Annotated in this window: 20 protein-coding genes; 12 read left to right on the top strand and 8 right to left on the bottom strand. The window is 62.5% G+C overall.

Features of this window, described 5'->3' with window-relative positions; genetic code table 11:
- Positions 1-19: 19 nt before the first annotated feature.
- Both NR164_RS23065 and NR164_RS23060 read left to right on the top strand, forming a co-directional pair.
- Positions 20-397, top strand: coding sequence for a hypothetical protein (locus NR164_RS23065; RefSeq protein WP_126589161.1), 378 nt, complete (start codon positions 20-22; stop codon positions 395-397).
- A gap of 15 nt (positions 398-412) precedes the next feature.
- Positions 413-1,198: an outer membrane protein OmpK gene (locus NR164_RS23060; protein ID WP_256823307.1), complete on the top strand. Its 786-nt coding sequence runs from the start codon at positions 413-415 to the stop codon at positions 1,196-1,198.
- A 46-nt stretch (positions 1,199-1,244) separates the two neighbouring features.
- Here the strand turns inward: NR164_RS23060 and NR164_RS23055 are convergent, their stop codons facing one another.
- Positions 1,245-2,399 (bottom strand): patatin-like phospholipase family protein, encoded by a 1,155-nt coding sequence (locus NR164_RS23055; protein ID WP_017845816.1) that lies wholly within the window; start codon positions 2,397-2,399, stop codon positions 1,245-1,247.
- A 30-nt stretch (positions 2,400-2,429) separates the two neighbouring features.
- Entirely contained in the window at positions 2,430-3,365 is a 936-nt protein-coding gene (locus NR164_RS23050) for a lipid A biosynthesis lauroyl acyltransferase (protein ID WP_046382554.1), read from the bottom strand.
- 119 nt (positions 3,366-3,484) lie between these two features.
- Between NR164_RS23050 and minC the strand changes: the two genes are divergently transcribed.
- The 7 genes from minC (at position 3,485) to NR164_RS23015 (ending at position 10,240) form a co-directional block, all read left to right on the top strand.
- Positions 3,485-4,222, top strand: a complete 738-nt coding sequence (gene minC / locus NR164_RS23045) for a septum site-determining protein MinC (protein WP_017845814.1) — start codon at positions 3,485-3,487, stop codon at positions 4,220-4,222.
- A gap of 200 nt (positions 4,223-4,422) precedes the next feature.
- Positions 4,423-5,235: a septum site-determining protein MinD gene (gene minD, locus NR164_RS23040; protein WP_003209098.1), complete on the top strand. Its 813-nt coding sequence runs from the start codon at positions 4,423-4,425 to the stop codon at positions 5,233-5,235.
- A gap of 3 nt (positions 5,236-5,238) precedes the next feature.
- Positions 5,239-5,493 (top strand): cell division topological specificity factor MinE, encoded by a 255-nt coding sequence (gene minE, locus NR164_RS23035; RefSeq protein ID WP_003175252.1) that lies wholly within the window; start codon positions 5,239-5,241, stop codon positions 5,491-5,493.
- A gap of 96 nt (positions 5,494-5,589) precedes the next feature.
- Positions 5,590-6,225, top strand: coding sequence for an RluA family pseudouridine synthase (locus NR164_RS23030; protein WP_015885133.1), 636 nt, complete (start codon positions 5,590-5,592; stop codon positions 6,223-6,225).
- A gap of 161 nt (positions 6,226-6,386) precedes the next feature.
- Positions 6,387-7,676 carry a M18 family aminopeptidase gene (locus tag NR164_RS23025; protein WP_256823306.1) on the top strand — a complete coding sequence of 430 codons (1,290 nt, stop codon included), beginning with the start codon at positions 6,387-6,389 and terminating at the stop codon, positions 7,674-7,676.
- 146 nt (positions 7,677-7,822) lie between these two features.
- Positions 7,823-7,999, top strand: coding sequence for a hypothetical protein (locus NR164_RS23020; protein WP_017845812.1), 177 nt, complete (start codon positions 7,823-7,825; stop codon positions 7,997-7,999).
- A 72-nt stretch (positions 8,000-8,071) separates the two neighbouring features.
- The gene (locus NR164_RS23015; protein ID WP_017845811.1) at positions 8,072-10,240 is read left to right on the top strand and encodes a mechanosensitive ion channel family protein; all 2,169 of its coding nucleotides are present in this window, start codon (positions 8,072-8,074) and stop codon (positions 10,238-10,240) included.
- A gap of 72 nt (positions 10,241-10,312) precedes the next feature.
- On the opposite strand, the gene NR164_RS23010 is transcribed toward NR164_RS23015, so the two are convergent.
- The 5 genes from NR164_RS23010 to NR164_RS22990 all read right to left on the bottom strand — a co-directional run bounded on the left by NR164_RS23010 (position 10,313) and on the right by NR164_RS22990 (position 15,095).
- Complete coding sequence (locus NR164_RS23010) at positions 10,313-10,534, bottom strand: MbtH family protein (protein ID WP_017845810.1); 222 nt, start codon at positions 10,532-10,534, stop codon at positions 10,313-10,315.
- An 82-nt stretch (positions 10,535-10,616) separates the two neighbouring features.
- Complete coding sequence (locus tag NR164_RS23005; protein WP_046382551.1) at positions 10,617-12,029, bottom strand: aspartate aminotransferase family protein; 1,413 nt, start codon at positions 12,027-12,029, stop codon at positions 10,617-10,619.
- 174 nt (positions 12,030-12,203) lie between these two features.
- Positions 12,204-12,971 (bottom strand): N-acetylmuramoyl-L-alanine amidase, encoded by a 768-nt coding sequence (locus NR164_RS23000; protein ID WP_102618024.1) that lies wholly within the window; start codon positions 12,969-12,971, stop codon positions 12,204-12,206.
- Between the two features lie 124 nt (positions 12,972-13,095).
- Complete coding sequence (locus NR164_RS22995) at positions 13,096-14,415, bottom strand: ATP-binding protein (protein ID WP_046382549.1); 1,320 nt, start codon at positions 14,413-14,415, stop codon at positions 13,096-13,098.
- Positions 14,415-15,095, bottom strand: a complete 681-nt coding sequence (locus NR164_RS22990; protein ID WP_046382548.1) for a response regulator — start codon at positions 15,093-15,095, stop codon at positions 14,415-14,417. The genes NR164_RS22995 and NR164_RS22990 overlap by 1 nt, the downstream gene beginning before the upstream one ends.
- Positions 15,096-15,272: 177 nt before the next feature.
- Between NR164_RS22990 and dsbD the strand changes: the two genes are divergently transcribed.
- The 3 genes from dsbD to dsbG are packed head-to-tail and all read left to right on the top strand — an operon-like array spanning position 15,273 to position 18,597.
- Positions 15,273-17,000, top strand: coding sequence for a protein-disulfide reductase DsbD (gene dsbD, locus NR164_RS22985; RefSeq protein WP_057003883.1), 1,728 nt, complete (start codon positions 15,273-15,275; stop codon positions 16,998-17,000).
- On the top strand, positions 17,000-17,860 hold the full coding sequence (locus NR164_RS22980) for a TlpA disulfide reductase family protein (RefSeq protein WP_046382546.1): 861 nt from the start codon (positions 17,000-17,002) through the stop codon (positions 17,858-17,860). The genes dsbD and NR164_RS22980 overlap by 1 nt, the downstream gene beginning before the upstream one ends.
- A complete protein-coding gene (dsbG, locus tag NR164_RS22975) occupies positions 17,836-18,597 on the top strand; it encodes a thiol:disulfide interchange protein DsbG (RefSeq protein ID WP_256823305.1) in 762 nt (253 codons plus the stop codon). The genes NR164_RS22980 and dsbG overlap by 25 nt, the downstream gene beginning before the upstream one ends.
- A 73-nt stretch (positions 18,598-18,670) precedes the next feature.
- On the opposite strand, the gene NR164_RS22970 is transcribed toward dsbG, so the two are convergent.
- On the bottom strand, positions 18,671-21,367 hold the full coding sequence (locus NR164_RS22970) for a hypothetical protein (RefSeq protein ID WP_256823304.1): 2,697 nt from the start codon (positions 21,365-21,367) through the stop codon (positions 18,671-18,673).
- Positions 21,368-21,372 lie beyond the last annotated feature (5 nt).

The raw sequence follows: 21,372 nt of genomic DNA, 5'->3' as shown, positions 1-21,372 counted from the left end.
ACGAACAGGGAACGCCCACATGTACACCTTTGACCTGGGGACGGCCACGAGCCGTGCCCCATTCTCGCCCCATGCGCGCTCTAACAGCGCACTTGAGCCAAGGCTTTGGAGCCAGTATTCTCCGCGCCCGCTCGAATCGACTGAAAAAAAAACAGCGAATGTAAAAGCTGACTGCAAGGCCAACTTATCCCGGCCTGCGGGCGGTGGCCCAAGTGCGCAAAAGCCCTCTGAATTCGACTGCAGCCGCTGCAGCCGACGGGGATTTTTTTGGCTTTTTTTACACCTTGGCGCAGCTCTTGCTAAAAGCATTAAAGCTGACCGAACAGACGATTTTTTCAGCGAACCAAAAGGCGCCACACCAGAGCGCCTGCTTAGAAGAAAAACCATAAAACTTTAACTCGGGAGCAACCGAATGAAACCTATGTTCAAAGGCCTGATGCTGGCGGGAACCCTGCTGGCGGGCGGCCAAGCCGTTGCCGGCGACTTGTTGCAGTGGCAGAACAACAGCCTGACGTACCTGTGGGGCAAAAACTTCACCGTCAACCCGCAGATCCAACAGACCGTCACGTTTGAACACGCCGATGCGTGGAAGTACGGCGACAACTTCTTTTTCCTCGACCGCATCTTTTACAACGGCAAGGAAGACGGCAACGTCGGCCCCAGTACTTACTACGGCGAGTTCAGCCCGCGTCTATCGTTCGGCAAGATTTTCGACAAGGACTTGTCCTTCGGACCGATCAAAGATGTATTGCTGGCATTCACTTATGAGTTCGGCGAAGGCGATAACGAATCGTACCTGCTGGGCCCGGGCTTCGACCTGAACATCCCTGGTTTCGATTACTTCCAGTTGAACTTCTACCAGCGCCAGACCGAAGGCAATCGCCCGGGCGACGGTGTGTGGCAGATCACCCCGGTGTGGTCGTACACCCTTCCCGTGGGCAACTCCAACGTCCTGATCGACGGCTATATGGATTGGGTGGTCGACAACGACAAGAACGCCCGTGGCACTTATCACGCCAACCTGCACTTCAACCCACAAGTCAAATATGACCTGGGCAAGGCGTTGAACTGGGGCGAGAAACAGCTGTACGTCGGCTTTGAATACGACTACTGGAAGAACAAGTATGGGATCGAAGATTCCGGCGCGTTCAAGACCAACCAGGATACCGCGAGCTTTTTGGTCAAGTACCACTTCTGACCACACCGCGGGCCTGATGGGGGAGCTGGCGTGCCTGCTCCCAAATTCAGCTAGGGGACAGCCCCAAAAACCGGGTTATCTCCTCGCGCTTGGCCAGCGCATCACTGCGCCCCAACTCGATCAACTCGCTGCAATACCCCGCCTCGAACAGCAAGTAACTGAGCACCCCCGCCCCGCTGGTCTTGGTCGCACCCGGCCCGCGCAGGAACAGGCGCAACGCCGCGGGCAATTCCTGCCGATGCCGCGCCGCGATTTCATCGATCGGCTGACTCGGCGCAATCACCAGCACATCCACCGGCGCCAGGCCCCGGGCCGCGCTGTCGGCGGGCTGGAAATGGCTGAACTGGTTCAAGCGCTCCAGCAACTCGATATCGCTTTCCAGGCTGTCAATGAACGTGCTGTTGAGCATGTGCCCACCGATCTGCGCCAGGGTCGGCTGCTGGCCGGTGTAGGCGCGCTGCGAGGCGTGTTCATGCTCGACGCCGCGCGGGTTGCCGCTGACACCCACCACCAGCACGCGGCTGGCGCCCAGGTGCAAGGCCGGGCTGATGGGGGCCGATTGCCGCACCGCGCCATCGCCGAAATATTCCTGGTCGAGCTTCACCGGAGCAAACAGCAAGGGGATCGCCGAACTGGCCAACAGGTGTTCGACCGTGAGCCGGCTGGGCACACCGATACGCCGATGGCGCAGCCAGGCATCGATGGTGCCGCCGCCCTGGTAAAAGGTCACTGCTTGCCCGGACTCGTAACCGAAGGCCGTGACCGCCACCGCCTTCAGGTGTTTTTCGCGGATGGCCTGGTCGATGCCATCCAGGTGCAGCATCTCGTGCAGCAGGTCCCGTAGCGGCGCGCTGTTGAGCAGCGCCACCGGGACCTGGGCGCCCAGGCCGAGCAGGCTGTGGAAACAGAAACGAGCGGCCTGGTGAATCACCCCCGGCCAATCGCTGCGCAGCACCAGGTGGCTGCGGAAGCCCTGCCAGAACGCCGTCAGACGCTCGATCGCCGCGCTGAAGTCCATGGCGCCACTGGCCAGGCTCACCGCGTTGATCGCGCCGGCCGATGTGCCGACGATCACCGGAAACGGATTGGCCGCGCCCGGCGGCAGCAACTCGGCAATCGCCGCCAGTACCCCCACCTGATACGCCGCACGCGCCCCGCCGCCGGAAAGAATCAAGCCTGTAACCGGTTCAGCTGGGCGCATTGCGTCACTCCATGTAGAGAAAGGCGGGTCTTACCGACGGCGTTTTTCGTACAACCTGGGCTCACCCGGCGGCCGGCTCTTGAAGCGGCGATGGGTCCACAGGTATTGCTCGGGGCATTCGCGCACCGAGGTTTCGACCCACTGGTTGATGCGCAGGCAATCGATCTCATCGGTTTCGCCGGGGAAATCGCTCAACGGCGGGTGGATCACCAGGCGATAACCGCTACCGTCGGCCAGGCGCTCCTGGGTAAACGGCACCACCAGCGCCTTGCCCAGGCGGGCGAACTTGCTGGTAGCGGTCACGGTGGCGGCCTGGATGCCGAACAGCGGCACGAAGATACTTTGCTTGGCGCCGTAATCCTGGTCCGGCGCGTACCAGATGGCGCGGCCGGCGCGCAGCAGCTTGAGCATGCCGCGCACGTCTTCACGCTCCACGGCCAGGGAGTCGAGGTTGTGGCGCTCGCGGCCACGGCGCTGGATAAAGTCGAACAGCGGGTTGCCATGCTCGCGGTACATGCCGTCGATCGTGTGTTTTTGCCCGAGCAGGGCCGCGCCGATTTCCAGGGTGGTGAAATGCAGGGCCATGAGGATCACGCCCTTGCCGTCCAACTGAGCCTGCTTGAGGTGCTCCAGGCCTTCGACGTGGGCCAGCCGCGCCAGGCGCTGGCGCGACCACCACCAACTCATGGCCATTTCAAAGAAGGCGATGCCGGTGGAGGCGAAGTTTTCCTTGAGCAAATGTTTACGCTCTTGCGCGGACTTTTCCGGGAAGCACAGTTCCAGGTTGCGCGCGGCGATGCGGCGACGTTCGCCGGCCACGCGGTACATGCCCGCGCCCAGCAGGCGACCAATGGTCAGCAGCGCGCGGTATGGCAATTGAGTGACCAGCCACAACAGGCCGAGTCCCAGCCATAGCAGCCAAAATCGCGGGTGAAAAAATACAGCTCGAAAACGCGGGCGATCCATTACAGATTCCGGTAAAGACAAGGGCCGCGCATTCTACAACGGTTCGACTCGGCTTGCGGCCAGTGGTTGTTCTCGTTATAAGTCTCGACACTTTTCGTGACAAGCCGCTTTTGCCGACCATGAGCCAAACCGAACCGCTAGACCAAGATCCCGTGTTCCAGCTGAAAGGCAGCATGCTCGCCATTACCGTGCTGGAATTGGCCCGCAATGACCTCGACGCCCTGGACCGCCAGCTCGCCGCCAAGGTCGCCCTGGCACCGAACTTTTTCAACAACGCGCCGCTGGTGCTGGCCCTGGACAAGCTGCCAGCCGGCCAAGGCGCAATCGACCTGCCGGGCCTGATGCGCGTGTGCCGCTCCCATGGCCTGCGCACCCTGGCGATTCGTGCCAGCCGTATTGAAGACATTGCCGCCGCCATCGCTATTGAACTGCCAGTACTGCCACCGTCCGGTGCCCGCGAGCGCCCACTCGATCCGCTGGCCGGTGAAGTGAAGAAAAAACCGGAAAAACCGCCGGAGCCGACGGTCAAGCCGACCAAGATCATCACCTCCCCCGTGCGCGGCGGGCAGCAGATTTACGCCCAGGGCGGCGACCTGGTGGTGATCTCGTCGGTCAGTCCGGGCGCGGAACTTCTGGCCGATGGCAACATCCATGTATACGGCCCCATGCGCGGACGTGCCCTCGCCGGCATCAAGGGTGATACCAAGGCACGTATTTTTTGCCAGCAGTTGACCGCTGAACTCGTTTCGATCGCGGGTCAGTACAAGGTTTCCGAAGATTTGCGCCGCGATCCGCTGTGGGGCGCCGCGGTACAAGTCAGCCTGTCGGGCGATGTGTTGAACATCATCCGTCTTTAACGGATACTGCCGCATTTTCCAAGCATCTCTAGACTCTGATAGCACAGCGAAACCGGCAAGACTTGCGTAGGACTAGTTTGAAGTTGGCGTTTCCACGCGGAAACCACCTCTTTTCCCTACAAAGGCTGTCCGCCTGCAGCGAGTTCCAAGAGATGTTTTTCGGGGGCTGAAAAGTCCTTTTTCCTTAGGGGTGAAACACCTTGGCCAAGATTCTCGTGGTTACATCCGGCAAGGGTGGTGTGGGTAAGACCACCACCAGCGCCGCTATCGGTACCGGCCTCGCTCTGCGCGGCCACAAGACAGTCATCGTCGACTTCGACGTCGGTTTGCGTAACCTCGACCTGATCATGGGCTGCGAACGCCGCGTGGTGTACGACTTCGTCAACGTGGTCAACGGTGAAGCCAACCTGCAACAGGCCCTGATCAAGGACAAGCGCCTTGAGAACCTGTACGTACTGGCCGCCAGCCAGACCCGCGACAAAGATGCGCTCACCAAGGAAGGCGTAGGCAAAGTCCTCGCTGAACTGAAGGAAACCTTCGAATACGTGGTGTGCGACTCCCCGGCCGGTATCGAAACCGGTGCTCACCTGGCGATGTACTTCGCCGACGAAGCCATCGTGGTGACCAACCCGGAAGTCTCCTCGGTACGTGACTCGGACCGCATGCTCGGCCTGCTGGCCAGCAAGTCCCAGCGCGCCGAAAAAGGCGAAGACCCGATCAAGGAGCACCTGCTGCTCACCCGCTACAACCCTGAGCGCGTCAGCAATGGCGAGATGCTCGGCGTTGAAGACGTCAAAGAGATCCTCGCAGTGACCCTGCTGGGTGTCATTCCCGAGTCCCAGGCGGTGCTGAAGGCCTCCAACCAGGGCGTCCCGGTGATTCTGGACGACCAGAGCGACGCCGGCCAGGCGTACAGCGACGCGGTTGATCGCTTACTGGGCAAGACCGTGGAACACCGCTTCCTCGATGTCAAGAAGAAGGGATTCTTCGAGCGTATCTTTGGAGGCAACTAAACAATGAAATTTCTCGACTTCTTTCGCGCCAACAAAAAGCCAAGTACCGCGTCGGTAGCGAAAGAGCGTCTACAGATCATCGTGGCGCACGAACGCGGCCAACGCAGCACCCCGGACTACCTGCCAGCCTTGCAGAAGGAACTGGTCGAGGTGATCCGCAAGTACGTCAATATCGGCAACGACGACGTACATGTCGCCCTGGAAAACGACGGCAGCTGCTCGATTCTGGAACTCAATATCACCCTGCCCGATCGTTGATCGAAAGGGCGGTCGCCACGGCGGCTCCGTCACCTTGATCCCTTTGCGGGAGCCGGGTGATCGAGCCGCCGTTGGCGTTTGTTACGAGGCTGTTTAATGCCGTTGTCCAACATCCATATCCTCTACCAGGACGCCGCCGTCCTGGTGGTGAACAAGCCGACTCTGCTGCTCTCGGTGCCCGGCCGCGCCGACGACAACAAGGACTGCCTGATCACCCGTCTGCAGGAAAACGGCTACCCAGAGGCCCGAATCGTCCATCGCCTGGATTGGGAAACTTCCGGGATCATCCTGCTCGCGCGGGACGCCGACACCCACCGCGAACTGTCCCGCCAGTTTCATGACCGCGAAACCGAAAAGGCCTACACCGCCCTGGCTTGGGGTCAACCGGAACTGGACAGCGGCAGCATCGACCTGCCCCTGCGCTACGATCCGCCGACCAAGCCACGCCATGTGGTCGACCACGAGTTCGGCAAGCATGCGCTGACCTTCTGGAAGGTGCTGGAACGTTGCGGTGACTGGTGCCGCGTCGAGCTGACGCCGATCACCGGGCGCTCGCACCAGTTGCGGGTACACATGCTTTCCATCGGCCACCCGCTGCTCGGCGACGGCTTGTACGCCCATGAACAAGCCCTGGCCGCTTGGCCGCGCCTGTGCCTGCACGCGAGCATGCTGAGCTTCACCCACCCGCAAAGCGGCGAGCGGCTGCGCTTCGAGTGCCCGGCGCCCTTCTAAAGCTGTAAACACCGTCAAATGTGGGAGGGGATTGCAGTGGGTCAGTGAACAAATGCAGTGACTGACACTCCGCCATCGGGGGCAAGCCCCCTCCCACATTTGTGCTGTGCACTTCTCGCCATCGAACGGTAAACTCCGCGCATTGCTGTCTGGAGCTATTTATGCGCGAAGCGTTGAATCAAGGCCTGATCGACTTCCTCAAGGCCTCCCCTACTCCTTTTCATGCCACTGCGGCCCTGGCCCAACGCCTCGAAGCGGCCGGTTACCAGCGTCTCGACGAGCGCGACACCTGGACCACCGAAGCCAACGGGCGCTATTACGTGACCCGCAACGACTCCTCGATCATCGCCTTCAAGCTCGGCCGCCACTCGCCGCTGCAGGGCGGTATCCGCTTGGTCGGCGCCCACACCGACAGCCCGTGCCTGCGGGTCAAGCCACAACCCGAGCTACAACGCCAAGGTTTCTGGCAACTGGGCGTCGAAGTCTACGGCGGCGCATTACTGTCGCCGTGGTTCGACCGCGACCTGTCCCTGGCCGGCCGCGTGACCTTCCGCCGCGACGGCAAGGTCGAAAGCCAGTTGATCGACTTCAAGCTGCCGATTGCCATCATCCCCAACCTGGCCATCCACCTGAACCGTGAAGCCAACCAGGGCTGGGCGATCAATGCCCAGACCGAACTGCCGCCGATCCTCGCGCAGTTCGCCGGCGACGAGCGCGTGGACTTCCGCGCCGTGCTCACCGAGCAGTTGGCTCGCGAGCACGGGCTGAACGCCGATGTGGTGCTCGATTACGAGCTGAGCTTCTACGACACCCAAAGCGCCGCCGTGATCGGCCTCAATGGCGACTTCATCGCCGGCGCCCGCCTGGACAACCTGCTGTCGTGCTACGCCGGCCTGCAAGCCTTGCTCACCAGCGAGACCGATGAAACCTGCGTGCTGGTGTGCAACGACCACGAAGAAGTCGGCTCCTGCTCGGCCTGCGGTGCCGATGGCCCGATGCTCGAGCAGACCCTGCGCCGCCTGCTGCCCGAAGGTGACGAGTTTGTCCGCACCATTCAGAAATCGCTGCTGGTATCGGCCGACAATGCCCACGGCGTCCACCCGAACTATGCCGACAAGCATGACGCCAACCACGGCCCGAAACTCAATGCCGGCCCGGTGATCAAGGTCAACAGCAACCAGCGCTACGCCACCAACAGCGAAACCGCCGGTTTCTTCCGCCACCTGTGCATGGCCGAAGAAGTCCCGGTGCAAAGCTTTGTGGTGCGCAGCGACATGGGCTGTGGCTCGACCATCGGCCCGATCACCGCCAGCCACCTGGGCGTGCGGACCGTCGACATCGGTTTGCCGACGTTCGCCATGCACTCCATTCGCGAACTGTGCGGCAGCCATGACCTGGCACATCTGGTGAAAGTGCTCGGCGCGTTCTACGCAAGCCGCGATCTGCCCTGATCCAAAGGCCGAATGCAGTTAAACATGTGGGAGGAGCAAGCCCCCTCCCACATTTGGCTTCGCGTGGACCTGATCTATATCACCTGCATTTCCCGCAATCCCACCTAGACTTGTCAGTATTCCCACTCTGAGAAGGCCATCGCCTCATGATCACCATGTCCTCCTTCCACGCCATGCTCATCCCTATCCTGATCGGCATGATCATGCTCGCGGTCGGCTTCAACTTTCGTGACAAGCCCCTCGGCGTGTTCGGCATGTGGATCGGCATGCTGTTGATTCTGGGCACCGTGGTTTACAAGATCCTCGCTAAACTCGCTGAATAACAAATGCACTCGCATTGGGCATAGGGGCCTCGTACACTCGGTCAATTCGTCGTTTTCAAGGTTGACCGCCTCGTGCTTTCCCGTCTGCTTGCCCTGCCCTGCTGTTTGCTGATCGCCCTGCTCACCCTGCTCCCGCTCGCCCCGGCCCAGGCCGTGGGTTTGCCCGGGCTGCTGGGTGGCACCAGCAAGCCGCAACCCCAGGCCGAGCTGCCGCTGGGGCAGTCGCTGGACGAGGTGATCAAGACCCTGGAAAACGACCAGCAACGCACCCAGTTGCTGAACGACCTGAAAAAGCTGCGCCAGACCACGCAAAAGGCCCAGCCGGCCGCCGAACAAGGCGTGCTCGGGCTGATCGGCAGCACGTTGTCCGGCCTTGAGCAGCAGTTTTCCGGCGCCGACAGCCCACTGGGACGCTGGTCCGACGAAGTGGACATGGCCACGGATGAACTCAAGGCCTTGATGCTGCCGGCCAGCGAATGGCTGCCGATCATCTTCGGTTTTGCCCTGATCCTCGCCGTGTGGAGCCTGCTGGCTGCCGCGCTGATCTGGCTCAGCCACCGGGTGCGCGAGCGCTTCGGCCTGACCGAAGAACTGCCGCAACACCCGCGCACCTGGGACTTGCTGCGCTTCGCCCTGCGCAAACTGGGGCCGTGGCTGATCGCGCTGGTGATCACCGTGTACCTGAGTTACGCGCTGCCCTCGTCCCTGGGCAAATCCCTGGCGATGGTGCTGGCGTATGCGCTGGTGGTTGGCACCTGTTTCTCGGCGATCTGCGTGATCGCATTCTCCGTGCTGGACGGCCCCCATCGCCGTCACGCGTTGTATATCCTGCGGCGCCAGGCGTTCCGGCCGTTGTGGTGGATCGGCAGTTTCGCCGCCTTTGGCGAAGCCCTGGGCGACCCCAGGCTGGTCGCTGCGCTGGGCCAGCACCTGGCGCACACGGCGGCAACCGTCGCCAATGTGATGGCCGCGTTGTCCACCGGCGTGTTCATCCTGCGCTTCCGGCGGCCGATTGCGCACCTGATCCGCAACCAGCCGCTGTCCCGTCGCCTGACCCGCCGCGCCCTCAGCGACACGATCGAAATCATCGGCACCTTCTGGTACATCCCGGCCCTGCTGTTGGTCGGCATTTCACTGTTCGCCACCTTCGTCTCCGCCGGCGACACCAGCACCGCCTTGCGCCAGTCGCTGCTCTGCACGGTGTTGCTGGTGCTGTGCATGGTGATCAACGGCCTGGTACGCCGCCATGCCCTCAAGCCGCAACGCGGGCACAAGCGCCATGCACTGTACTCCGAGCGCCTGAAGAGTTTCGTCTACACCCTCGCCCACCTGCTGGTGTGGCTGACGTTTATCGAGCTGGGGCTGCGGGTCTGGGGCCTGTCGCTGATCCGCTTCACCGAAGGCGACGGCCATGAAATCAGCGTCAAGCTGTTCGGCCTCGGCGGCACGCTGCTGTTTGCCTGGCTGATCTGGATTCTCAGCGACACCGCGATCCATCACGCCCTCACCCGTTCGCGCAAAGGCCTGGCCAACGCCCGTGCGCAGACCATGATGCCGCTGATCCGCAACGTGCTGTTCGTGACCATCTTCATCATTGCCGCCATCGTCGCCCTGGCCAACATGGGCATGAACGTCACGCCGCTGCTGGCCGGTGCCGGTGTGATCGGCCTGGCCATCGGTTTTGGCGCGCAGTCGCTGGTGGCGGACTTGATCACCGGCCTGTTCATCATCATCGAAGACTCCCTGGCCATCGACGACTACGTCGACGTCGGCGGCCACCTCGGCACGGTCGAGGGCCTGACCATCCGTACCGTGCGCCTGCGCGACATCGACGGCATCGTGCATACCATCCCGTTCAGCGAGATCAAGAGCATCAAGAACTACTCCCGTGAGTTCGGCTACGCGATCTTCCGGGTAGCGATCCCCTACAACATGGAAATCGACGATGCGATCAAGTTGATGCGCGACGTCGGCCAGAAAATGCGCAACGACCCGCTGCAACGCCGCAATATCTGGTCACCGCTGGAGATTCAGGGCGTGGAAAGTTTCGAGTCGGGCAGCGCGATTCTGCGGGCGCGCTTCAAGACCGCGCCGATCAAGCAATGGGAAGTGTCGCGGGCGTTCAACCTGTCGCTGAAACGTCATCTGGACGAGGCCGGGCTGGACCTGGCCACGCCGCGCCTGAGTGTGCAAGTGGTGACCGGCGCGTCGGGCGGGTTGGAGAAAGACAAGAACGCCTGAGTCCTGAGGGTCAATGTGGGAGCAAGCGGTCGAGCCCCACATTGGATCTTCGCTGATGTCAGTGTCGCGGGCTCAAGCCAGTGCGGTGCCGTCCATTTTCTGGCGCAGGCTCAACGGACGCATGTCGGTCCAGACCTCTTCGATGTAGGCCAGGCACTCCTTCTTCATGCCGCTCTTGCCCACGGTGCGCCAGCCTTCCGGCACGGCCTTGTAGTCGGGCCAGATCGAATACTGTTCTTCATGGTTGACCACTACCTGAAACAGGATGTCGTCGCGGTCGAATACTGAGGTCATTGCTGTTCTCCATCGCTCAAAGGCCGGCTGCGCACCACGCGCAGCGCTGATATCTGTAGGAACGTACCAGGCGGGTAAAAAATTAGAGGCTGGCGACCGCCGCAGCCAGGGCACGCCCGAAGATCTCGGCGACCTGGTCGATCTGGGCGGCACTGATCACCAACGGCGGCAGGAAGCGCACCACGCTGCCATGGCGGCCGCCCAGTTCCAGAATCAGGCCGCGCTTGAGGCATTCGCGCTGCACCAGCGGCGCCAGTTGGCGGTGGACCGGCGGGTGGCCCTGGATATCCGGCGCGCCGTTCGGGTCCACCAGTTCCACGCCGAGCATCAGCCCGCGCCCGCGAATATCGCCCAATTGCGCAAAGTCGCGCTGCAGGATGCGCAACTGCTCCGCCAGGCGCTCGCCCATCGCCGCCGCATGGCCGGCCAGGTCGTGCTCCTTGAGGTAGCGCATCACCGCCGACCCTGCCGCCATCGCCATCTGATTGCCACGGAAGGTGCCGGCATGGGCGCCCGGCAACCAGGTGTCGAGCCAGTCGCGGTACACCACCACCGCCAACGGCAGGCTGCCGCCGATGGCCTTGGACATCACCACCACATCCGGAATGATGCCCGCGTGTTCGAAGGCGAACATCTTGCCGGTGCGCGCGAAACCGCTCTGGATTTCATCGACGATCAACGCCACACCCGCCTGCTCGGTAATCCGCCGCAGGCCGCGCAGCCAGTCGAGGTCCGCCGGGATCACGCCACCCTCGCCCTGCACCACTTCGACAATCACCGCCGCCGGCAACAGCACCCCGGCTTCCGGGTCGTTGAGCAGGTTTTCCAGATAATGCAGGTTGACCCGCACGCCTTGCGCGCCGCCCAGGCCGAACGGGCAACGGTAATCGTAGGGGAACGGCAGGAATTGCACGCCATTGCCGAGCAAGGCGCCCAAGGGTTTCTTCGGCCCCAGGCTGCCCATCAAGCTCAGCGCGCCCTGGCTCATGCCGTGATAACCGCCCTGGAACGACAACACCGTGCTACGCCCCGTGGCGGTGCGTACCAGCTTCAACGCGGCTTCCACCGCGTCAGTACCAGTGGGGCCGCAGAACTGGATTTTCGCTTCCTGCGCCAACGCGGCCGGCAACAGGCCGAACAGGTCTTGCACGAATTGGTCCTTGACCGGGGTGGTCAGGTCGAGGGTGTGCAACGGCAGTTCGTCGCTCAACACCTGCTGGATGGCGGCGATCACCACCGGGTGGTTATGCCCCAACGCCAAGGTGCCCGCTCCGGCCAGGCAGTCGATGAAACGGCGGCCTTCCACGTCTTCCACGTAGATGCCCTTGGCGCGCTTGAGTGCCAAAGGGATGCGCCGCGGGTAGCTGCGGGCGTTGGACTCCTGCTGACGCTGGCGTGCCAGCAGCGGGCTTTCGTCGAACTGGTAGAGCGTTTCCACGGGCGCCGGGCTGACCTGCACCCGAGCGTCTGCGATTTGGCTGGTAGCGACTGACATCTCTGGATCCCTCGATACGCGGGTGATGGTGACCAAACTGCCGATCCGTTGGCATCTGGCCCAAGGGCCTGCGCGCGGATTGCCTGTTGTGGAAACGCACCAGCGTCGAATGGATTTAGGAGTTATGGCGGTTAACGGACGGATCAAGCGCCGCCAATTGAGCCGCGCTCGCTGTCAAAGGCCCCGATACTTGTCATTCAGCGCATACAAAATCGCACACGTCTCAGCATCCAGGGCCCCGCCGTAATCCCTGGGCCGAAAGTGCATTTGAAACGCGCGGGTCCGCAGCTCGAACGCCTGGCGATTCTGCGCCGGTTTATACCCGTAGCGCTGAAACGCCCGCTCCACTTCCACCTCGGGCGGTAACCCGACACAAAAGCGGCGCTGATACATCGCCCGCGTTGCTTCATCGAACCAGGCCCCCACGCCCGCCTCGAACAGGCCGCGCCAAGGCAAGCGCGGCCCCGGATCGCTCTTGCGCCAGTACGCCACATCCGAATGCCCGAGGATGTCGCTCGGGCCGATGTGCGGGTAACGCGCGAGAATGTCGCGCAGCAATTCAATCAATACCTCCACCTGCTCCCGAGGGTACGCAGGAAAGGTAAACACCCCGCCCTCATCCCGCGCCAGGTTGACGACCTCGATGCCGATCGCGCGGCTATTGAGGTTGTCCCGCCCACCCCAGTGGCTCGCCCCGGCATGCCAGGCGCGCTGGCCCTCATCCACCAGACGGAACACGCGCAACTCGTCGTAACCGGCGGCGCGGTAGCCGGGCTCGGCCGGATCGGGCAGCAGATAGTGCGCGCTGACGCCGTGTCGCGTCAGGGTGTGCAGGGATGACATAAAGGGCGCGGCGGTGTAATGCAGGACCACTTGCGCCACGGGCTCGCCGTTGCGTGCGTTGAAGTCCTTGGCGGGAAAACTGGTATCGATGACCAACATAAGAAGCGTCCTTTTCGGTACAGGCCGAGTCATTCGGCCCGTTCAAGCGCAAAACAATGACCGCCATCCTGAAGGGTTGAACGTCAGGCGGGCGGTAACTATTTGGCACACGAAAGAACGCGGGTCAGCGCCGCAGCGGCATGCCCAGATCGACCCGCAGGCCATCCGGCTGGCTGTCGAACGTCAACGAGCAGGAGCAGCGCTGGACGATCGCCTGCACAATCGCCAGGCCCAGGCCGCAGCCCTCGCTGTTGCCGTTGCGCCAGAAGCGCTGGGTCAGGTATTGCAGGTCTTCGCTGGCGATCTGTTTGCCGTGGTCGCGCACGCGGAACACCACCTGATCGCCGGCCATCAACACACTCAGCTCCACCCGGGTATCGGCCGGGGTGTGGCGCAGGGCGTTGTCCAGCAGGTTGCGCAGGGCCGCGACGGCCAGGCCCACCGGCATTTCCAGCGGGGTATCGCTGAGGTCGTCCGGCAGGATCAGGTCGATGCGCTGGTTGTCGCCGGCGTTGGCATCCTGGATCGCCAGCCGTGCAACTTGCTCGGCACTCGACTGCACGCCGTCGTCGAACGACAGGCTGCCCTCCACCCGTGCCAGCAACAGCAATTGCTCGAGGGTGCGGTGCAGGCGGTCGGCGCCCTCCTCGGCATGGGCCAGGGACTGGTCGCGGGCCGCGCCGTCGGTCATGCGCGCCACTTGCAGGTGGGTCTTGATCGCAGTCAGCGGGCTGCGCAGTTCGTGGGCGGCGTCGCCGGTGAGGCGACGTTCGCGCTCGATGGTCTTGGCGATGCGCTGCAACAGTTGGTTCTGGGTGTCGAGCAGCGGTTTCAGCTCGCTGGGCAGCGGGTGGATCTGCAACGGTTCGAGGGAATCGGCGCTGCGCCGCATCAATGCATCGCGCATGCGATTGAGCGGCTGCAGGCTTTGACCGATCCCCAGCCACAGCAGGCACAGGCAGCCCAACAACGCCACGCCGACCGGCACCGAGGCCGCCAGCAGGATCGACAGGTTCAACGCCTCGCGCTCCACCTGGCGGTCGGCGGTGGTAATGAACAGATCGCCACGGGCCAGGGTGAAGCTGCGCCACGCCGCGCCGTCGATGATCTGGTCGCGAAAACCGCTGCGATGGGATTCCAGCCCCTGGTCCGGCGTGGTGTGGCTGCGCGCCAACACTTCGCCGCGCAAGGAACTGACCTGACAGGCCATGCCGCCCGGCACGTTCAGTTGCTCGGCGCTGAAGTGCTTGCCCTCGGCGCTGCTCGCCAGGCCCGGCATCTGCTCCATCAAACCGGCGACCATACGCGCCGACGCGACCAGGCGCTGGTCGAGGGAGAACATCATCTGGTTGCGCAGATCGTTGAGCATCCAGGCCGCCGCCAGCGCCCAGATCAACACAAAAGCGGCGCCGAGCTTGAAGGTCAGGCGCAGGCGCAGGCTCATCACGAAGCGCTCTCTCCACCATCCGCCGGCCCCAGGCGGTAGCCCAGGCCACGCACCGTTTCGACGATGCCGTTGCCCAATTTGCGCCGCAGATGGTGGATATGCACGTTGAGGGCGTTGCTTTCCAGTTCGTCGTTGAAGCCGTAGACGCTGTCTTTGAGCTGTTCGCTGGAGAGCACGCGACCCTTGTTGTGCAGCAGTGCCTGCAACAGCGCTTGTTCACGGCGGGAAAGGTCCACGGGCTGCCCGGCCAGCAGGGTTTCGCGGCTGCTCGGGTCGTAACTGAGGCGGCCGTGTTCGATCAGGTTGACGCTGCGCCCGGCCACGCGCCGCAGCAAGGTTTGCAGGCGCGCGGCGAGTTCGCGCAGGTCGAAGGGCTTGAGCAGGTAATCATCGGCGCCGGCTTGCAGGCCGTCGACGCGGTTGGTCACCGAATCTCGCGCGGTGAGGATCAGCACCGGAATTTCCAGGCCCTGGCTGCGCTGTTGTTGCAGCAACTTGAGGCCGTCTTCGTCGGGCAGCCCGAGGTCGAGCACCATGATGTCGAATTCGGCAGCCTTGAGCATCGCCCGCGCGGCGGCGGCGGTGGCCACGCGCTCGACGGTAAAGCCCTGGGCACCGAGGCCGGCCACGATGCCGCTGGCGATCAGTTCGTCGTCTTCACAGACCAGTACGTGCATGCTGAACCCTTCATGAAAGATGCGGGGGATTAGAAGACAGATCGATTAAGCGCGCATTATGCCGGCAAAGTTCGCAACATCAGATAATCCCTACGCTCTAGAATAGCGTCCGGTTAATCATCGGTTAATCAACGCCACACATTGTGTGCCTCACTTGCATCGAACTAAGGCTTGACCATGCGGCATCTATTTACCTTACTGCTGATGTTGTTCGCGGGATTCGCCCAGGCTGCGCCGGGTAACCCGTTCGAGACCAAACCCGACTTCCTCCCGGTGGGCAAGGCCTTCACCTTGACGTCCGAACGCCTGGAGTCCGGCGAAACCCAGCTGTTCTGGCAGATAGCCGATGGTTATTACCTGTACCAACAACGCATGAAGTTCGACGGCCTCGCCGAAAAACCCGCGCTGCCCGAGGGTGAAGCCCATAGCGATGAGTTCTTCGGCGAACAGCAAGTATACCGCCAAGGCCTCGAAGTGAAGATTCCGGCGGGGACGACCGGCCAGGTCAAGCTGGGCTGGCAGGGCTGTGCCGATGCCGGCCTGTGTTACCCGCCACAGTCGATGACCGTGGACCTGGGCGGCAACCCGGCCGTCGCCGCCACCGCACAAGCCCAGGACCAAAGCCTGGCCAGCGGCCTGCAGCAGCGCAGCCTGGGGTGGAGCCTGCTGGTGTTCTTCGGCCTGGGCCTGTTGCTGGCGTTTGCCCCGTGTTCGTTGCCGATGTTGCCGATCCTCGCCGGCCTGGTGGTCGGCAGCGGGGCCAACCCGCGTCGCGGTTTTGCGTTGGCCGGCAGCTACGTGGTGTGCATGGCGCTGGTGTATGCCGCGCTGGGCGTACTGGCCGCGCTGCTCGGCAGCAACCTGGCGGCGCTGCTGCAAACCCCGTGGATACTCGGCAGCTTCGCGGCCTTGTTCGTGATCCTGGCCCTGCCGATGTTCGGCTTTTTTGAACTGCAACTGCCGGTGGCCCTGCGCGATCGCCTCGACAACGTCAGCCGCAACCAGAGCGGCGGCAGCCTGATCGGCGCCGGAGTGCTCGGCGCCCTGTCCGGCCTGCTGGTCGGCCCCTGCATGACCGCGCCCCTGGCCGGCGCCCTGCTCTACATCGCCCAGAGCGGCAATGCCCTGCACGGCGGGCTGATCCTGTTCGCCATGGGCATCGGCATTGGCGTGCCTCTGTTGCTGCTGGTGACCGTGGGCAACCGCTTCCTGCCCAAGCCGGGCACCTGGATGAACGTGCTCAAGGGCGTGTTCGGCTTCCTGTTCCTGGCCACCGCCGTGTTGATGATCCGCCCGGTGGTCGGGGAAAACCTGTGGCTCGGCCTGTGGGGCGCGCTGGCCATGGCCATGGCCTATTGCGGCTGGCGCCTGGCCCAGGATTTCGGGCGGGTCGCCATGCTGTCCGGCGCCGTTTCCGTGGTGCTCGGGTTGTGGGGCGGCTTGCTGCTGGTCGGTGCGGCAGGTGGCAGCGACGATGTGTGGCAACCGCTGAAGGTCTACAGCGGCTCGCGGATCAGCGGCGCGCCAAGTGCCCACGATGCGTTCATGACGATCAACGACCCGGCCGTGCTGCAAAGCCAGCTCGACAGCGCCAAGGCCCAGGGCCAATGGGTGCTGGTGGATTACTACGCCGACTGGTGCGTGTCATGCAAGATCATGGAAAAACAGGTGTTCGGCAAACCCCACGTAATGGACGCCTTGAAAGACGTGCGCCTGCTGCGCCTGGACGTCACCGCCGACAACGCCGCCAGCCGCGCACTGCTCGATCGCTACAAAGTGCCGGGGCCACCGAGCTTCGTATGGATCGGCCCGGACGGTGAAGAACGCCGCGCCCGACGCATTACCGGCGAAGTCGATGCCGATACGTTCCTGCAACGCTGGACCCAGACGCGGGACGCCCGCTGATGCTGACCCTGACCATCGGCACCTTCGCCATCGCCCTGAATCACATCCTGCTGATCGGCGCGCTGATTCTCGCCACCCTGGTGGGCTGGCGCGTGGCCAAGCGTGGCGGGGAGAACCCGGAGTCGGTGCTGTTCAGCCTGTTCCTGCTGGGCATGTTGACGGCCCGCGTCAGCTTTGTGCTGATGTACTGGAGTTACTACCGCAACGACCCGTTGCAGATCGTCGACCTGCGCGACGGCGGCTTTCTCGCCTGGCCCGGCGTCATTGCACTGATCCTCGGCGCGCTGCTGTATGGCTGGCGCCGCCCGGCCCTGCGCAAACCGTTGAGTGCCGGGGTCATCACCGGCCTGCTGTTCTGGGGCATGACCAGCCTGTCGCTGAGCCTGTATGACAAGGGCTCGCGCCTGCCGGACATCACCCTGCGCAACGCCAACGGCGAGGTGGTGCAACTGGGCGATTACCAGGGCGGCCCGCTGGTGATCAACCTGTGGGCCACGTGGTGTCCGCCGTGCCGTCGGGAAATGCCAGTACTGGAACGCGCCCAACGCCAACGCCCCGACGTGACGTTCCTGTTCGTCAACCAGGCCGAAAGCATGCAAAGCGTCAGCACTTACCTGGCGACCCAGGGCCTGACCCTGGACAACGTCTTGTTCGACGCCAGCGGCCGCCTCGGCCAGGCCGTGGGCTCCATGGCCTTGCCGACCACGCTGTTCTACCAAGCCGATGGACGCCTGATCAACAGCCACCTCGGCGAACTGTCCCAGGCCAGCCTGGCCCGTGCCATGGAACCCTTCGACACCGCCCCCGCCGTCACGCCCCCTACAAGGAAACCGACATGCCCCGCCTCCGCCACCTGCTGACCCTGTTATCACTGAGCATGGCCGCCACCCTGGCCCAGGCCGAAGACTGGCCGGCCCCGATCAAACAGATCGAAGCCAAGGGCGCCAAGATCCTCGGCAAGTTCGACGCCCCCAGCGGCCTCACCGGCTACGCCGCGCAGTACCAGAACCGCGGCATGGCGCTGTACCTGAGCGCCGACGGCAAAAGCGTGCTCGCCGGCACCCTGTACGACGCCCAGGGCAATGACCTGAGCAGCGCGCCCCTGGAACAATTGGTGTACGCGCCGATGGCCAAGGAAGTCTGGGCGAAGATGGAAAAAAGCAGCTGGATCCAGGACGGCGACACCAACGCGCCGCGCACGGTCTACCTGTTCAGCGACCCCAACTGCCCGTACTGCAACATGTTCTGGGAACAGGCGCGGCCCTGGGTCAAGGCCGGCAAGGTGCAGTTGCGCCACATCATGGTCGGCATCATCCGCCAAGACAGCCCAGGCAAATCCGCCGCCTTGCTGGCCAGCCAGGACCCGCAAAAAGCCCTGCAAGAACACGAAGCCGCTGGCAAGGGCAGCAAGTTGCAGGCGCTGGACAAAATCCCGGCGGCGATTGAAGCCAAACTCGAGGCCAATATGAAGTTGATGGATGAGCTGGAGTTGTCGGCGACGCCAGCGATTTTCTATCTGGATGACAAGGGCGGCTTGCAGCAACAGCAAGGGGCGCCGTCGCCAGATAAGTTGATAAAAATTCTCGGGCCGAAGTAACCCCTCGACGGTTTACGGAAAAGGCCTCCGTTTCGAGGAGGCCATTTCCTTGATGCCCTTCAATGTCGCTTGATCAAACTTCTTCGACAGTCATACCTGTTATATCGTAGTCATTATTTGGATCTATCCCCATCCTAAGATTATCGAAGGTGAGTAGAGCATTGGTTGAAGTGGCGGTAAACACGCCTGCGAGCAACTGCCAAGTTCTGCCGGGTTCGGTTATTGGAGAAATTTCCAGCCCTTGGGCCACTAGTACCAAACGAGGCGCAGGAGCCCCATTTGTCTCACGGACCCAGACACTGAACTTATAGTCACGTCCCGCCTCCAGTTGGGTGAAGTCTTTGTATAACTTCACGCGCTGAGTGACAGGATTGGTCGTGTTGGTATAACCCCAGTCTTGCAGATAATACCCATTTGACGATCCGGGAACCGCCCCTGTTTTAAGCACCAGATCCTTGATATTTGCGGCACCCGGCCCTCTTTGCCAAGCATTCCAACCTTTGCCGTTCGGATCAAAGTCAGTGTGGTCATAAAATGCCTTATGGAACGCCAACCGCAACTGCGGAAAGGCAATCGCATTACCCACAACGCCACCCACATCTGGCGTCGCCTTGAACGCAATGACCAGATCGGTTCTATTCTTCAGTTTCTCCAGCTCTGCACGCGGGAGCAGCTTCGTCAATCCACCGGACACCTCAGTAATCGGCTCGGCAATGGACACTTTGATGGTGTAGGGCGCGCCATTTTCGGCAGTGCCCACGCATTCCAACCAACCAATCTGCCCCTGCAGAATGAACCACCACGGCTCTATGGTGATTTCAGCATCCCCAGTAAAACTACGCAGATCCAAAATACCGCCTTGAACGGCGGGAGGCGTCGCCTGCGGCACAACCGGCGTCGGCAGACGCACCGGAACACTGACGTGCAAGTTCAAATCAGCCGAGGTCTGCATCTGGCAGGCGCTGGTCACGGTGTAATTGATCTTCACCGTTTTGCCGATGCTCTCGATCACCGCTTCGCGCGGCACGAAAAAGATGACCGCGCCCGACGCGCTGCCAGGCTCGGCGGCCAACGGCCAGCAACTGCCGTTGGGGCGGGTCCAGCACACACTGATGCTCTGGCCGGGATGGCTGCCGACGTAATCCACCGCCACATGTACACCGTCGCGTCCGTTCCAGACGGTCAAGTCGCTGCCCACTGCCTCGGTGACGCTGGGCGCCAGCAACACACTGGGCTCTTGGACGATCGTGAAGGACTTCGGTGTAAATTCAAGGGCCGTCGCCCGATTGCACGCACCATCGAAGCTTGCGGCAAAGTGCAGGACGAACTCACTGCAGTCCGCTAGTTTTTTCAGTTCTGCCCGTAGGATGGGCGCATCAACCCCCTCTCTGAGCCAGCGCGCCGTAAGGGGTTCATCCATCAGGATGTCAAACCGGTAAGGGCTGTCATCCAGACGCACGCCGGTCACCCACATCCAGCAACATTGCCCCTCGGCGGCGTACTCCCAGATCGGCACCAGCCCCGTGGCATTCGCCGTGAACGTCTTGAGGTTCAACTCTCCCGCCGTTGCCTCTTCGATATCCGGCGAGGTCAGTTGAGGCCCCAGTACCTTGATCACCCGCTCCGGAGAGTACTGGGGCAGAAAACCACCGAATTGAACGCTGTAGTTCAGTGTCAAGTTCCGGTTGAACAGCGCAGCGATGATCTCGGGAGGCACGTCAAATGACAGGCTCACCGCCCCCCGACTCACCTCCTGGCAACCGAGGGACACCGGCCCATAATTCGGCCCGGAGGCATAAGCGCACACGTAATCACCTTCGCTCATGCCGTCGTAGACCACGATTGCATGGCCGCCCTGGGTGGTATTGGTCGGGTTCACCTGCCAGTGACCGGGAGGTAGCTCCACCGACTCCCGTAGGTGCGGCGCAACCAGATGCAACTGCGGATCAACGCGCAGCAGCGTCGTAGAGCGCTGATGGAAATCCTGGGCATTGTCCGGTAGCGGGTTGTCAGCCGACACCGGCTCACCTGGCGCAGTGCCGTCCCAGATAACCCCCAAATGGCAGGTAAGGGACGAGTAGTCTTCCAGGCGTGAGAGCCAGCCACGCGACAAACTGAACTCGAACACAAACCCCGGATGCGCTTCCTCCGCGGTCACAAGGTGGTCATAGGCCACCCAATAAAACCTGAACGGCACCTGATGCTGATTACCGGCGACCACCACAAACAAGCGCTCCCCTTCCCGGATCATCGGCCAGGCCTTGATCCGGATGGTTTCATCGCCCTCGAAGGTGAACATATTCAGCCACAACGTGCTCCACTCCAACTCGGCATGCACAAACTCAGGCATAGACTCACGCAGATCCTCTTCGCGGACGTGCTGGATCTCAAGCTCAAGCACCAGCGACTCTTTGCGCACACCACTGACGACAGCCTCATACCAGATCAGCACCGTATGCCCGATGCAGGTACTGATCCATTGCCACGGAATCTCGGCCACGTCGCCGCTCGCCACATTGATCGGCGGGAATGTCGGGGCAGCCTGGTCTTTGATCGCGAAATGCACAACGACCTGGGTGCTGCCGGCCGGCAGCGTCAGCGTCGCGGTCGTGCCTTGGGCTGCATCCAGGGGATAAAGCACACTGTTGTTCTGGGCGAATTCGATGATTGCAACGGGCAACTCCGCAGCGGCGGCGTTGGCTGTTGGAGGAGACGCAACCCTCGCCGTTTGCGCGGAAGGTGTAGTTTCAGGGATCGGTTTTTTAGCCACGATAA

The sequence above is a fragment of the Pseudomonas sp. Pse79 genome, from assembly GCF_024519615.1.
GTDB lineage: Bacteria > Pseudomonadota > Gammaproteobacteria > Pseudomonadales > Pseudomonadaceae > Aquipseudomonas > Aquipseudomonas veronii.
This window is presented reverse-complemented; position numbering and strand designations above follow the sequence as displayed.

What these genes read in the sequence shown, in the direction of transcription:
- NR164_RS23065 (WP_126589161.1), top strand. Translation starts at nt 20, where the DNA reads ATGTACACCTTTGACCTGGGGACGGCCACGAGCCGTGCCCCATTCTCG.
- NR164_RS23060 (WP_256823307.1), top strand. Translation starts at nt 413, where the DNA reads ATGAAACCTATGTTCAAAGGCCTGATGCTGGCGGGAACCCTGCTGGCG.
- NR164_RS23055 (WP_017845816.1), bottom strand. Translation starts at nt 2,399, where the DNA reads ATGCGCCCAGCTGAACCGGTTACAGGCTTGATTCTTTCCGGCGGCGGG.
- NR164_RS23050 (WP_046382554.1), bottom strand. Translation starts at nt 3,365, where the DNA reads ATGGATCGCCCGCGTTTTCGAGCTGTATTTTTTCACCCGCGATTTTGG.
- minC (WP_017845814.1), top strand. Translation starts at nt 3,485, where the DNA reads ATGAGCCAAACCGAACCGCTAGACCAAGATCCCGTGTTCCAGCTGAAA.
- minE (WP_003175252.1), top strand. Translation starts at nt 5,239, where the DNA reads ATGAAATTTCTCGACTTCTTTCGCGCCAACAAAAAGCCAAGTACCGCG.
- NR164_RS23030 (WP_015885133.1), top strand. Translation starts at nt 5,590, where the DNA reads ATGCCGTTGTCCAACATCCATATCCTCTACCAGGACGCCGCCGTCCTG.
- NR164_RS23025 (WP_256823306.1), top strand. Translation starts at nt 6,387, where the DNA reads ATGCGCGAAGCGTTGAATCAAGGCCTGATCGACTTCCTCAAGGCCTCC.
- NR164_RS23020 (WP_017845812.1), top strand. Translation starts at nt 7,823, where the DNA reads ATGATCACCATGTCCTCCTTCCACGCCATGCTCATCCCTATCCTGATC.
- NR164_RS23010 (WP_017845810.1), bottom strand. Translation starts at nt 10,534, where the DNA reads ATGACCTCAGTATTCGACCGCGACGACATCCTGTTTCAGGTAGTGGTC.
- NR164_RS23005 (WP_046382551.1), bottom strand. Translation starts at nt 12,029, where the DNA reads ATGTCAGTCGCTACCAGCCAAATCGCAGACGCTCGGGTGCAGGTCAGC.
- NR164_RS23000 (WP_102618024.1), bottom strand. Translation starts at nt 12,971, where the DNA reads ATGTTGGTCATCGATACCAGTTTTCCCGCCAAGGACTTCAACGCACGC.
- NR164_RS22995 (WP_046382549.1), bottom strand. Translation starts at nt 14,415, where the DNA reads ATGAGCCTGCGCCTGCGCCTGACCTTCAAGCTCGGCGCCGCTTTTGTG.
- NR164_RS22990 (WP_046382548.1), bottom strand. Translation starts at nt 15,095, where the DNA reads ATGCACGTACTGGTCTGTGAAGACGACGAACTGATCGCCAGCGGCATC.
- dsbD (WP_057003883.1), top strand. Translation starts at nt 15,273, where the DNA reads ATGCGGCATCTATTTACCTTACTGCTGATGTTGTTCGCGGGATTCGCC.
- NR164_RS22980 (WP_046382546.1), top strand. Translation starts at nt 17,000, where the DNA reads ATGCTGACCCTGACCATCGGCACCTTCGCCATCGCCCTGAATCACATC.
- dsbG (WP_256823305.1), top strand. Translation starts at nt 17,836, where the DNA reads ATGCCCCGCCTCCGCCACCTGCTGACCCTGTTATCACTGAGCATGGCC.